A 13,275-nucleotide genomic window follows, 5' to 3' on the forward strand; every position below is an offset into this window, starting at 1 on the left:
CGCGCCAGATCCGCGCCTTCGAGGCCTTCCAGGGCACCGACGGCAGCTTCGACCGCGAGAGCTACGAGTTCGTCCTCGCGCAGGAAGGCCTCTCGCCCCGCGAGTTCGAGGAGGACGTGCGCGAGGACACCGCCCGCGCGCTTCTCCAGTCCGCGGTGGTGGGCGCGCTGCGGGCGCCCGAGATCTATGCCGAGCGGATCGTCGCCTTCACCAACGAGACGCGCGACCTGTCGATCCTGACGATCACCGAGGCCGACCTCGCCGAGCCCCTGCCCGAGCCGACGGCAGACGAGATCGCCTCATACTACGCGGAGAACGGCCAGCGCTTCGAACGGCCCGAGGCGCGGCGGATCACCTATGCCTGGATGACGCCCTCGGCGATCATGGACAGCGTCGAGATCGACGAGACGGCGCTCCGGAACCTCTACGAGGCGCGCGCGAACATCTACCGCCAGCCCGAGCGCGCGCTTCTCGAGCGCCTCGTCTTCGGGACGGAGGAGGCGGCCGTCGCCGCGCGCGAGGCCATAGCTGCCGGCGAGACCGACTTCGACGCGCTGATCGCGGAGCGCGAGCTGACGCTCGACGACGTCGACCTCGGCGAGGTGGCGCGCGACGACCTCGCGCCCGAGGCCGCCGAGGCGATCTTCACGGAGGCGGGCGAGGAGATCGTCGGCCCCTTCCCCACCGCCCTCGGCCCCGCGCTCTACCGCGTGAACGCCGTGCTCGAGGCCACCGAGACGAGCTTCGAGGAGGCTTCGGAGGAGCTGCGCGAGGAACTGGCCGACGACGCCGCGCGCCGCCAGATCGCCGCCATGCGCGAGGAGATCGACGACCTCCTCGCCTCGGGCGCGACCCTCGAGGAACTGGCCGAGACGACGATGATGGAGCTCGGCACCATCGACTACACCGCCGCCTCCGAGGAGGGGATCGCGGGCTACGACGCCTTCCGCGACGCCGCCGAGGCCGCCGACGAGGGCGACTTCCCCGAGGTGCTCGACCTCTCGGACGGCGGCATCTTCGCGCTCCGCCTCGACGCGATCGTGCCCCCGACCGTGCCCCCGCTGGCCGAGATCGAGGACGAGGTCGCGGAGGCCTGGCGCGGCACCGCGCTGCGGCAGGCGCTGGCCGCCCGCGCCGACGAACTGGTGGCCCAGATCGCCACGGGCGCCACGCTCGAGAGCCTCGGCACCGTGATCCGCGAGACGGAGGTGCGCCGGCAGGACACGCTGCCGGGCCTGCCCCCGACGCTTGCCGTGCAGAGCTTCCAGCTCGACGCCCCCGGCGGGATCGTCGCGGTCCCGGCCGCGCAGGCGGCCCACATCGTGCGGCTCGACGCGATCAACCCCGCCGCGCGCAGCGGGCCGGACACCGCGCTCCTCCTCCAGATCCTCGAGCAGACCGTGACGCAGTCCATGGCGCAGGACGTGTTCGAGAGCTACGGCCAGGCGCTCCAGGCCGACGCGGGGATCTCGCTCGACCAGAGCGTGATCAACGCCGTCCACGCGACCTTCCCCTGATGGCGCTGATCTCCGACTTCGAGGCCTTCGAGGCCGGCTGGCAGGCGGGGCGGAACCAGCTCGTCCACGCCCGGCTCGCGGCCGACCTCGACACGCCCGTGTCGGTGATGCTGAAGCTCGCCGATGCGGGGCGCGACGCCTTCATCCTCGAGTCGGTGACCGGCGGCGAGGTGCGCGGGCGCTACTCGATCATCGGGCTGAAGCCGGACCTCATCTGGGAATGCCGGGGCGAGACCTCGCGCCTCAACCGTGCCGCCCGCTACGACCGCGAGGCGTTCGAGCCCTGCGCCGAGCCGCCGCTTCAGGCGCTCCGCGCGCTGCTGGCCGAGAGCGCGATCGACATGCCCCCGGGCCTTCCGGCGGCGGCGGCGGGCCTCTTCGGCTATCTCGGCTACGACATGATCCGCCTCGTCGAGCATCTGCCGGACGTGAACCCCGACCCGCTCCGCCTGCCCGACGCGGTGCTGATGCGCCCCTCGGTCATCGCGGTGCTCGATGGGGTCAAGGGCGAGGTCACGGTCGTCTCGCCGGCCTGGGTCTCCTCGGGCCTCTCGGCGCGCGCCGCCTACGCGCAGGCGGCCGAGCGGGTGTCGGACGCGCTCCGCGACCTCGAGCGCGCGCCCGCGACCGCCACGCGCGAGATGGGCGCGGCCCGGAGCCTCTCCGAGCCCGTCTCGAACTTCACCCACGAGGACTATCTCGCCGCCGTGGAGAAGGCCAAGGAGTACATCCGCGCCGGCGACATCTTCCAGGTCGTGCCCTCGCAGCGCTGGACGCTCGACTTCCCCGAGCCGCCCTTCGCGCTCTACCGCGCGCTGCGCCGGACGAACCCCTCGCCCTTCATGTTCTTCTTCAACTTCGGCCCCTTCCAGGTGGTCGGCGCCTCGCCCGAGATCCTCGTGCGGGTCTTCGGCGGCGAGGTCACGATCCGCCCCATCGCGGGCACCCGGCCCCGCGGCGCGACGCCGGAAGAGGACAAGGCGCTCGAGGCCGACCTCCTGTCGGACGGCAAGGAACTGGCCGAGCACCTGATGCTCCTCGACCTCGGGCGCAACGACGTGGGCCGCGTGGCGAAGATCGGCACCGTGCGCCCCACCGAGGAATTCATCGTCGAGCGCTATTCCCACGTCATGCACATCGTCTCGAACGTCGTGGGCGAACTGCGGGAGGAGGAGGACGCGTTGTCGGCGCTGCTCGCCGGCCTGCCCGCGGGCACCGTCTCGGGCGCGCCCAAGGTCCGCGCGATGGAGATCATCGACGAGCTGGAACCGGAAAAGCGCGGCGTCTATGGCGGCGGCGTGGGCTACTTCAGCTCGAACGGCGACATGGACATGTGCATCGCGCTCAGGACGGCGGTGCTCAAGGACGGCAAGCTCTACATCCAGGCGGGCGGCGGCGTGGTCTACGACAGCGACCCCGAGGCCGAGTTCCAGGAGACCGTCAACAAGTCCCGCGCCATCCGCCGCGCCGCCGAGGACGCGGGTCTGTTCTCGGGACGGAACGGGTAGGAGAGCGTTTCCGGTCGGGTTCCTTGTGGCTAGGGCCTGCCGAGATACCGATGCGGACACCGTCTACCGAGATTGCGAAGGTCCGCTTGTAGCCCTTCTCAGGCCTTGGTGCGGGGTGCAGCATTCGTCGCGGTGGGCGGGAAGCGGACATTCATCGAAGATTGCGAGACCGGTCGGGTTGCCGGCTTGACACCATTGATCGCGGGATGCGCGGCCGGACATGGACCGGAGGACGTGTGGCGGGACCAACTCCTTTGCACTGCATTTCTTCCGTGAATGAGCTATGATCCCTGCAAACAGTATCTGTTGCTCATTGTGCGAGAGGTCCTCGCGATGCATGGCTCGATGATCAAGTCGCGAAGGCGTCGCCTCGGCCTGACGCAGGAGGCGCTGGCCGACCTCCTCGACGTCGATCAGGGAACGATCAGCAGGTGGGAACGCGGCGTCGAGCGTCCGCGGCCCTCCCGGGTGTCGCAACTGAACGACATCCTCGGCAGAGGCGCGGACGCGTTCCACTTCAGACGGAGCATCGCCATCGTGCGGGCGGATGTTCTTCCCAGCGCGTTGCTGGATTCCGGGCTCGTCTTCGCGGAAGGATCCAGCCGGACCGAGCGGCACTACCGGGAACGCGGGCGCGACATGGCGGAGCTCGTCGGGCTGCCTTTCGACGGCTTCGCCGACATGGTCGGGATGCCGGAAGTGGCAATCTACCTCGCGGAGGCCGAGTACACGGAGGGCGGCGCCCTCCTCTTCCGCTTCACGATCAACAACCGCGGGCGGGGACATACGACCGTAGCGGAGCCGCTGTTCGAAGACGGCGAGTTCGTCGGGTCGCTTCACTACATCTCGAGGTATTTCGACTTTCCGGAGAATGACGAGGTTACGCTGGAGCACGCGGATTTCGTACCCGTGTCGGGGGACGCCGCGCCCATCGAGTTCATGCGCGGACCCCGGGCGGGTCATGCCCTGTAGGCGTGCCCGCCACTCCGGTCTGATCGACCTCCGCAACGAACGCATATTCTCGCCCTTATCTTTCGAAGGGGCATCGACATACTGAGGATCCCGCGCGCGTCGCCGCGCGGTGCGTGCCCTGCGTGACCGCTTCGATGAAGCGCCGCGCGGTTTCCGAGTGCCGGTTCGTATCCCCTTTGCCTCTGTCGATCAGGCGGGCCGATGGAATGAGCACGCAGGAGATCTCCGGTTTCGGGCGCTCGGGCAGGTTCGTGGAACTGTCGCGCTATGGCGGCCCGCGCGGCGCGTCGCGGGGTTCGCTGTTCTCGGGGATGAGCCCCTTGTCCCTCCATGACCGGGAGGCCGGGCGCGCCACCGTCATGCGCGCCACGCTCGGAACGTTCGTCGTCGGCGGCGTCGGCTCCACGGGGCACGATGTCGTCGTCCGCGAAGCCGGCGCCGTCTCGCTGGTGCTGCCCTTGCGCGGCACACTCATCACCGAGCTCGGCGGCACGACACGAACGGCGGCCGCCGGCACCGGCCTCCTGCTGCCGCGCGGCATCCGCAAGACCCGTGTGCAGGGCGCGGGCGACGGCCCCTATGCGGCCTATGTCCTGATGCTGCCGCGCGACACGCTGGCGGAGGAACGGCACATCGACGCGGCGCGCGGCATCGCGCTCGACGCCGCGCGGTCGCGCGAGGCCGGGCATGCGCTGCAGACCTTCCGCTTCATGACCGAGCTCCTCGAGGCGGACGCGAGCCTTCTCGACCGGCCCGGCGCGGCGCGGAGCTGGTGCGACCTCGTTGCCGGGGCGCTGGATCAGGCGGTCGAGGCGCTGGTCGGCGACGCCCCGTCCGGCGATGCCTGTGCCGGGCCCGAGGCGCAACGCTACGTCGATCGCGCCGAGGACTACATGCGCTGGAACCTCGCGGACATCGCCACAGCGGCCGACATCGCCCGCGAGGTCGGAGTGTCGCGGCGGACGCTCGAAAACGCCTTCCGGAGGATCCGGGGGGAGGCGCCGGCCAAGGTCCTCGCGGCGATGCGGCTTCAGGCCGCACGGCGCATGCTTCTGGCGCCCGACGGCCCCGCATCGGTCACGGAGGTCTGCCTCGATTGCGGCATCGGGCATCACGGCCGCTTCAGCGCCGCCTATCTCGCAGCCTTCGGCGAAGCCCCCTCGACGACGCTTCGCCGCCGCTGAGGCGGCATCCCGGAATAATCCGGGACCGGTTGCGCAAATTGGACAAGGGCTGCGCAGAACTGCTTGTGAGCGAGATGCCGACTTTTTCATCCTCAACAAAGGACGAGGTTGTCGGAGGGCGCCGCATGACAGCGGCCATCGGGTCGGCACGCCCCTTCGGGCGCGCCGGGGCAGGTCTTACCGCCGTCGCGGCGACCCCCTTGACGGGGGCGGCTTTCGCACAGGACGGCTCGGCGCTCGGTGCCGGACTCGGCCTCGGGATAGGGCTTCTGCTCGCGGTCATCGTGGGCGCGATCGTGGGCTGGCTGGCCGGCCTGATCGTGAAGGGCGGGGGATCGGGCCTCCTGGGGAACGTCCTCTACGGCATCGGCGGCTCGATGCTGGCCAGCTACGTCCTGCCCCTCGTCGGCGTTTCCCTGGCACCCGGCTGGGTAGGACCGCTCATCGCGGCGGTGGCGGGCGCCGTCGCCCTCATCCTCATCGTGCGGCTCATCCGGAAGGCGGCCAGTTGACCGGACCCGGGCCGATGCCGCGACACGCCAATTCAGCAACTCGGGGTGACGGGGATTCGTCGCGCCGCAGTCAGGAAGGACACATCTACATGACAAGGGCGCTCAGACAGCCTCTCGCCATCCTCGCCACCCTCGCCACGCTGGCGACGGGCGCACTGGCCCAGACCGACCATCGCCGCGAGCACGTGAATTTCGCGGGCTGGACGGGGGCGGCGATCGACGGCGAGATCGTGGGCCGCGACTTCGACCGCTACGAGCTCAACGCGGTGGCGGGCGACACGCTGACGGTGCGCCTCCACACGCCGCATACGGGGACCTATTTCAACGTCTACGCGCCGGGCAACGGCCCGGGCGACGAGGCGCTGGCCAACAGCCAGATGATCGGCGGCCCGGTTCTCGACCTGAACGAATTCTCCGGCACGCTTCCGACGAGCGGCACCTACGAGGTCGTCGTCTACATGGTCCGCGCCGCCGCGCGCCGGGACGAGGTGGCGCCCTACGCGCTGGAACTCGACCTCCTGACCGACGCCGACGCGCGTGACCCGGATGCGGCCGCGCGGTTCTTCCAGGTCCGCACGCGCTCGGCCGGCGGGCACCTGAACGTGCACACCGGTCCCGCGATCGACGCGCCGCGGCTCGGCCGCTACGACAACGGCGCGATCCTGCGCGACATCGGCGGCTGCGAGCATGGCGAGACGCGCGACTGGTGCGAGGTGATGGCCTACGAGGGCGGCCTTGCGGGCTTCGTGGCGCGCGACTTCCTCGCGCCGGTCACGCCGCATCACGGCGCAATGCCGGTGACGCCGCCGCGCCATGTCACGACCCTGCCGCAGGCCACGCCGACACCGACCCGGTCGGGCATGTCGACCACGTCGGAATGGTTCCACGTCCATCTCAACGACCCGCGCGGACACCTGATCGTCCATTCCGAGCCTTCCGGGCAGTCGGTGCGCGTCGGGCGCCTGCCCGACGGGGCGGACCTGCGCAATGTCGGCGGCTGCGTGCGGAGCGGCGGGCGCACCTGGTGCGACGTGATGCAGGCGGGCGGCGGCGTCTCGGGCTGGGTCGCGGCGGAATACCTGCGCGACGGACATCCGCCCGCATCGAACGTCACGACATCGACCGGAGCGCCGCGTCCCGTCACCAACGACTTCGCCGACGGCATGGCGGGCGGGCCCGACTGGTGGCGGGTCGACGTCAACCAGGCGGCCAGCGCGCTCCGGGTGCACACGCAGCCCTCGACCCGCGCGCCTGTCTTCGCCCGCTTCCACGACGGCGCGACGCTGCGCAACGCGGGCGGCTGCCGGATGAGCGAGGGCGCCCGCTGGTGCTATGTCGCCTCCGTCGCGGGCGACGTGACGGGCTGGGTCGCGGGCGACTACCTCGTCGAGGGCAGCGCGCCCGGCGTGGCGACGCATCTGCCGGCGCCGGTGGCACAGGCTCCCGTCGCGCCGCCGCCGCAGGTGCTCGGGCCCGCCTACGACATGACCGGCACGATCACCTGCTACGCCGACCGCGACGCCGGCGCCGCCCAGTGCAGCTACGGCACGGTCCACGAGGGCTCGGGCAACGGCTACCTGCAGGTGACCGAGGCCGGCTATCGCGGCCGCGCGATCACCTTCGAGAACGGCGTTCCGGTCTACTTCGACCAGAGCCAGGCGGACGGCGACATCACGATGAACGTCACGCGGCAGGGCGACCTCTGGATCGTCTTCATCGGCGACGCGCGCTTCGAGATCCCGGCGACGCTCTTCGGGACGCATCGGGAGATGGGCGTCGCGACGCAGCTGCCCCTCGTGCCCCCGCCGATGGCCGAGGAGCAGCCGGACGCCCTCGTGCCGGGCACCGAGTTCAACGCCACGACCATGATGGAGTGCACCCGCGACCGTGACGCGCCCACGCAGACATGCGAGGCCGGCGTCGTGCGCGAGGGGGAGGGCAACGGCTACATCCAGGTGTTCTGGCCCGATGGCGGCAGCCGGGTGATCTTCTACCAGAACAACCGGCCGCACCACTACGACCAGTCCGAGGCCGATGGCGGCGCCGAGATGACCGTGGCGCAGGACGGCGACATGTTCACCGTCTTCGTCGGCGAGGCGCGCTTCGTCTTCCCGCTGGCCGTGATGACCGGCGGCTGACCCTGGCGGCCGCATCTGGTCCGGCCGGGCACCGACCCGGCCGGACAGCTTCCCAAACTTCCGCGAACGAGAGGCCAAAGCCCATGCACCTTCGCACCGCACTCGCCGCCGCCGCCCTCGCGCTGGCAGCCCCGCTCCCCGCCGCCGCGCAGAACCCGGTCGGCACGATGCTCGACCAGTGCGCCAATGCCGCCCGCAACTTCTTCAATGCCAATACCGCGCCGACAGACATGCGCTACAACGGCGCCCGCGTGGACCGGACCGAGACCGTGGGCGGCGAGATCTTCCTCAACGGACGCGCCCCCTACATCGCCTGCGCCTTCACGCCCGGCAGCCTGCGGATGGTGGAGTTCTTCGTGGACGGGCAGGACCAGTCGTCCTTCGTGAGCGCGAGCGCGGGCACGTCGCTGTTGCCCGCCTTCACCGCCGAATGTCCGCAGGGCAACCAGGTCGTGTCCGACGGCAGGGGCAATGTCCGGGTCAACGGACGGTCGGCGAGCGTCACCGCCTTCAACCGGAACTACTACGAGGCCTACGCGGGCGGGGTCACATATCCGATCAGCCAGAACGACGACGGCAGCGGCCTTCAGGTCGGCTACGAGCCTCCCGGCGGCGGCGGGTTCTGCCAGGTCTCGACCGGCGGCTCGGGCGCAGCGGGCTCGGGCTCCCCCGGCATGGGCCAGACCGACACCGTGCGGGTGCAGTTCCCCTCGGGCTCGACGGGCACCGAGCTGTCCGACAACCTGCCCCCGGGTGCGAGCCGCCGCTACGTGCTCGGTGCGGGCGACGGCCAGTTCCTCTACGTCCGCGTGGCGCCGTGGAACGGCTCCCTCGAGTACCAGATCTTCAATCCGGACAACACGTTCCTGCTCGACCTGATCCCGGCGCGGCAGGAATACCGCGGCCAGCTCTGGCAGGACGGAGACCATGTCGTCGAGGTCGTCAACCGCAGCGGCCAGACCGTGTCCTACAACGTCATCTTCGGCATCGAGTGACGTCCCGGGCCGTCCGCGGCCACCCCCTCTTCGAAGCAAGGTCAAGGAGACCGGAATGAAAAAGTCCTTCACCCTCGCGCTCGGCCTCGCCGCCGCCACCATGCTCGCCGGCTGCATCGAGACCGCGACGCAGCTTCCCGCGGCCCCGGCGGGCAACTCCGCCGAGGAGGCCGCGCGCTCGGCCTGCCTGCGCGACGTCACCCGCGAGACCGGCAACTTCGACGCGGCGGTCCTGTCCTCGTCCTTCTCCGAGGCGGGAACCGAGGTCATCGTGGGCATCGGCCCGCAGCGCGCGCCATGGCGCTGCATCGCCTACCGCGACGGCACCACGACGGGGATCATGTCGCTGACCAACGAGGGCTTCCTCTGAGGTCGGTCCGGGGTGGACGGCGGCTGCCCTCGTGCCGTCGTCCGCCCCGGGCACCCGCTGGCGGGGATTGGGAATGCCGGGCCTCTGCAAGATCGCAGCGATCGTCTTCGCGGTGCTCTACGCCGGCGCGGTGTTCCTCTTTCTCGTCGGCACCTTCGGCTGGTTCGGGCAACAGAGGGACCCGTTGTCCGGCGTGTTCCTGATCCCGCTCGGCCTGCCGTGGAACCGGATCCTCGACGGTTTGCCGGAGGCCACGCTGCCATGGGTCGGGCTTCTGTCGCCGCTTCTGAACCTCGCCCTTCTCGCCGCGCTCTGCCGCCGTCTCGGGGCCGGACGCCGATGAACCGCCGGGACGCAGGTACCATCACCGCCGGGCGAGACGCCCGGCCCCATAAGGGAGCAGGGATCGCATGGGACGCATCCTGACCGGAATACTGGGCCTCGTCGTGGGCCTCGCCCTCGGCACGGTCTTCGGCGGCGGCATGATCGCCGGAACGGCGACCGGCGTCGGGATCGCCACGGGGCTGAGCGCAGGCATCTGCTCGACCGTGACGGCGGCGCGCGGCGCGGGCCTCCTCGACGAGGACCAGATCGGCGAGGTCCTGAGCCGTGCGGCGGCCGAGCTCGGCGGCACGGTCGAGGCGGGGCAGCTCGTCGGCAGCGTCGCGCAATGCGAGGAGGTCATGGCGAACCTCCGCGCGGCCGCGGCAGCCGAGTGAGGGGCCGCGCGATGAGGACCGACCGCCGCACCGTGACGCTCTCGCTGGCGGCCGCGCTCGGCCTGCCATTCCTGCCGCGCCGGATCGCGGCGGAGGAGGAGGTGGTGCTCGACGTCGCCAACATGCTGCCCGGCGACTTCACATGGCATCCCGAACGCGCGCCCCGGGGCGCCGTCGCGGTCATCGCCTCGATCCCCGAGCAACGGGTGCATGTCTACCGCAACGGCATCCGCATCGCCGTCTCCACCTGCTCGACGGGTCGCGAGGGGCACGAGACGCCGACGGGCGTCTTCACCGTCCTGCAGAAGGACGCCGACCATCGGTCGTCGACCTACAACAACGCGCCCATGCCCAACATGAACCGTCTGACCTGGGACGGCATCGCGCTCCATGCCGGGAACCTGCCGGGCTACCCGGCCTCTCATGGCTGCATCCGCCTGCCGCTGGAATTCTCGGCGCTCCTCTTCGAGGTCACGCATGTCGGCACGCCCGTCATCATCTCGGGCGCGCGCACCGATCCCTGGGAGCTGATCCATCCCGGCTTCGTCCTCGACACCTGGGCGGAGCAGGACATGGAACACGCGGTCTCGCGGCTCGACGAGCGGCAGCACCCCTCCGACTGGACGGACGGCGCGGGGTATCCCGTGACCACCGTCCTCGCGACGAAGGAGGACCGGCGGATCGTCCTGATGGAGGACGGGCGCAAGATCGCGGAGGACGCAATCGAGCTGACCGACGACAGGCCGCTGGGCGAACACGTCCTCGTCGTCGAGGGATCGCGCGACACGGCCCTGCACTGGTCCGGCATCACCCACCACGCCGACCCCGCGCACCCGCTCTGGCCGGAGGAGCAGGTGCTCCAGCGCCTCCGCGTGCCGGCCGCCTTCTCGCGTCTGATGGCGGACAGGCTGCATCCGGGCCTGGTGCTGGTGGTCTCGGACCTCGCGGCGACACCGGACCGCCAGTCGGGGCGCGACTTCGTCATCATGAGCGGCGAGGGGCTGACCTCTCCGCGCCCGATCGCCAATCCGCACCGACCGGCGGGGGAGTGAATGACCCGAAACATCTCATGTGAAATCGGCTTTGCGCATCGGGCGCTGCTAGCCAGCAATGACTGCCTCGTCTGCACCACACTGCATCGTCGTTTCGGAAAGGTGCCGGAATACGGAGGCACGACCGGATGGGAAATGTTCCTAACCTTGAAAGGAGTTCTCGCAATGCGTGGAGTTGTCATTCCCTGTATCTTCGCCGTCGCCGCCGGGCCTGCATTGGCAGGTGGACTTGCGGAGCCCGCCGATCCTCCCGCCGTCAGTCCGGCAGCTCCCGCATCGACCGACTGGTCCGGTGCCTATGCCGGCCTCCAGTTCGGTCTCCTGGCGAACGGTGATCTCACGTCCCCGGGCGGCGACTTCACGGTCGACGGCAACGTCTACGGCATCTTCGGCGGCTACCGCTACGACTTCGGCCAGTTCGTGCTTGGCGGCGAGATCGACTACATGATCGGCAGCGGTGACATCACCGACGCCGTCGGCGCCGTCACGCCCACCGATTTCGACCGGCTTGTCCGGGTCGGGGTCGAAGCGGGCTTCGACGCCGGCCGGGCGCTCGTCTACGCGACCGCAGGCTACGCCATGATCGACCTCGGGTTCGCGGCGGGTTCCACCGACAGCAGCGGGCATTTCTACGGCGTGGGCCTCGACTTTCTCGCGACCGATCGCGTCGTCGTCGGGGCCGAGCTTCTGCATCACCGTTTCGACGATTTCAGCGGCGGCTTCGTCGGGTCCGATCTCGACGTCCTCACGGTCGGTCTGAACGTCGCGTTCCGGTTCTGAGCCGACCGGTGATCGAACGGTCTTGAATCGCGACGATGGACAGCCCGGGGATGATCGCGCCCGAGCTGTCCGGGATGCGGCCTGCGCTGTGGCGAAGAATGGCTTGGCCAACAGCGGTTGCCTGCGCCAGCCGACTATGGCGCCCAGGCCTTGACGAGCCCCCCACGGATCGACCACGTAGATCTCACCCTACCGATGCTCGCCTGGGGTGAGAGGCACCCCGAACCTACGCGGCAATCGGAAGGAACGCCGGAGGCGCCCGGGCGCAGCCAAGGATCCCGCGGCGGCAGGGCGCAACCACACCTATCTTCAGACTTGGCCCACGCGGCGCTTTACCGCGCGATGCATGGATGTCCGCCCTGGGCCGGTCGCGACGGTCGAGTCAATCAACGCGAAGGTCCGGAAGGTCCCGGATAGCGGACATTCAACGACCACCTGGCCCGCCCCCTACTCCTCCGCCAGCCGCAGGAGCACCGCCGAGACCGGGGCGATGGCCACCCCCTCGTTGCGGTCGCCGAGCGCCCAGGAATAGAGCGCGGTCACCGTGTCGGGACGGGTGCGGCCCGCGACGATCACGGCGCCTTCCTGCACCGCCGCGAACTCGGCGCGCGCGAGGAACCGCGTGATCAGCGTCGCGCGCTGGTCCTCGTCGTCGAGGAGGCGGAAGACGGTCGCGGCGGGCACGTCGACGCGGGCGGCCATCTGCTCGGCGGTGTTCATGCCGCGGGGGAAAGCGACGAGCCCCTGCCCCTCGCGCGCGACGGCGCCGACGGCGGCCTCGAGCACGGCGCGGTCGGACTGGATGCGGCTCTCCGGCGTGTCGAGGAGCGCCACGGCCTCGGGCAGGTTCCGCCGCGCGGCGGCGAGCGCGACCTCGGTGTCCGTGGCCGTCGCCCCCTCGGGGATGACGCTGCCGAGCATCAGCACCTCGAAGCCCGCCGCGCGGTAGGCCGCCGCGCGCTCGGCCGCGTCTGGCCGCGTGGGGTCGATCGCGAAGGCGACCGGGAAGGTGAAGTCCGTCAGCGCCGAGATGTCGAGCCGCGCGTCCGGCTCGTCGATGAGCACAACGGCGATCAGCGGCCGGGTCTCGGCCGCGTCGAAGGGGGCCGCATGGGCGACGAGGGCGGGCACGTCCTCGTCGGCGGCGGGTGCCTCGGGGGCGGCCTCGGCGGTCTCCTCCTCGGGCGGCGCGGGCGGCTCGGTGCGGCCGGGCGCGACGATCTGGGGCAGCGTCCGCGCGCCCGCGTCGGGCTCGGCGGGCCGCAGGATGCGGGGGGCGGGCGCCATCGCGGGAGCCTCGGCCTGCGCGAGCTCGGTCGGCTCGGCGTCCGCCGTGGCAACGCCGAGCGCGCCGCCCTCCCGCGCGGGGACGAGTTGCACGACGGCGGCGGGGGGTGCGGGCTGCAACTCCGGCGCGGCCGGTTCCACGGCCGGTGCCTCGGCGACGGCAAGGGGCGCGTCGGACATGGCGGCGGGCGCGGCAGACCCGGCTGCGTCGCGGGGAGCTTCCGGCGCCGGGTCGGACGGG

At 70.9% G+C, this 13,275-nt stretch carries 13 protein-coding genes; 12 read left to right on the plus strand and 1 reads right to left on the minus strand.

The genetic code is table 11. The features are described 5' to 3' along the window. The 12 genes from ACTS11_RS19890 to ACTS11_RS19945 form a co-directional block, all read left to right on the plus strand. Positions 1-1,517 (plus strand): peptidyl-prolyl cis-trans isomerase (locus ACTS11_RS19890; RefSeq protein WP_442642020.1); only part of this gene is annotated, 1,517 nt, incomplete at its 5' end. Continuing rightward, complete coding sequence (gene trpE / locus ACTS11_RS19895) at positions 1,517-3,025, plus strand: anthranilate synthase component I (protein WP_442642021.1); 1,509 nt, start codon at positions 1,517-1,519, stop codon at positions 3,023-3,025. The genes ACTS11_RS19890 and trpE, both read left to right, overlap by 1 nt. A gap of 276 nt (positions 3,026-3,301) precedes the next feature. Then, a complete protein-coding gene (locus tag ACTS11_RS19900; protein WP_442642022.1) occupies positions 3,302-3,997 on the plus strand; it encodes a helix-turn-helix domain-containing protein in 696 nt (231 codons plus the stop codon). Positions 3,998-4,203: 206 nt separating this feature from the next. Beyond that, on the plus strand, positions 4,204-5,181 hold the full coding sequence (locus tag ACTS11_RS19905) for an AraC family transcriptional regulator (protein WP_442642023.1): 978 nt from the start codon (positions 4,204-4,206) through the stop codon (positions 5,179-5,181). Between the two features lie 125 nt (positions 5,182-5,306). Then, on the plus strand, positions 5,307-5,693 hold the full coding sequence (locus ACTS11_RS19910) for a GlsB/YeaQ/YmgE family stress response membrane protein (protein ID WP_442642024.1): 387 nt from the start codon (positions 5,307-5,309) through the stop codon (positions 5,691-5,693). 89 nt (positions 5,694-5,782) lie between these two features. Next, positions 5,783-7,831, plus strand: coding sequence for a hypothetical protein (locus ACTS11_RS19915; protein ID WP_442642025.1), 2,049 nt, complete (start codon positions 5,783-5,785; stop codon positions 7,829-7,831). Positions 7,832-7,914: 83 nt separating this feature from the next. After that, positions 7,915-8,826 carry a hypothetical protein gene (locus ACTS11_RS19920; protein ID WP_442642026.1) on the plus strand — a complete coding sequence of 304 codons (912 nt, stop codon included), beginning with the start codon at positions 7,915-7,917 and terminating at the stop codon, positions 8,824-8,826. A 55-nt stretch (positions 8,827-8,881) separates the two neighbouring features. Continuing rightward, positions 8,882-9,196: a hypothetical protein gene (locus ACTS11_RS19925; protein ID WP_442642027.1), complete on the plus strand. Its 315-nt coding sequence runs from the start codon at positions 8,882-8,884 to the stop codon at positions 9,194-9,196. Positions 9,197-9,269: 73 nt separating this feature from the next. Beyond that, on the plus strand, positions 9,270-9,539 hold the full coding sequence (locus ACTS11_RS19930) for a hypothetical protein (RefSeq protein WP_442642028.1): 270 nt from the start codon (positions 9,270-9,272) through the stop codon (positions 9,537-9,539). Between the two features lie 67 nt (positions 9,540-9,606). Further along, on the plus strand, positions 9,607-9,915 hold the full coding sequence (locus tag ACTS11_RS19935; RefSeq protein ID WP_442642029.1) for a hypothetical protein: 309 nt from the start codon (positions 9,607-9,609) through the stop codon (positions 9,913-9,915). 11 nt (positions 9,916-9,926) lie between these two features. Beyond that, positions 9,927-10,967 (plus strand): L,D-transpeptidase, encoded by a 1,041-nt coding sequence (locus ACTS11_RS19940; RefSeq protein WP_442642030.1) that lies wholly within the window; start codon positions 9,927-9,929, stop codon positions 10,965-10,967. Next, positions 10,968-11,747, plus strand: coding sequence for an outer membrane protein (locus ACTS11_RS19945; protein WP_442642031.1), 780 nt, complete (start codon positions 10,968-10,970; stop codon positions 11,745-11,747). 447 nt (positions 11,748-12,194) lie between these two features. Here ACTS11_RS19945 and ACTS11_RS19950 read toward each other — a convergent pair. Next, positions 12,195-13,275, minus strand: a 1,081-nt coding sequence (locus ACTS11_RS19950; RefSeq protein ID WP_442642032.1) for a divergent polysaccharide deacetylase family protein, incomplete at its 5' end; no start/stop codon positions are given.

Source organism: Roseicyclus sp. (assembly GCF_052168335.1).
GTDB lineage: Bacteria > Pseudomonadota > Alphaproteobacteria > Rhodobacterales > Rhodobacteraceae > Roseibacterium.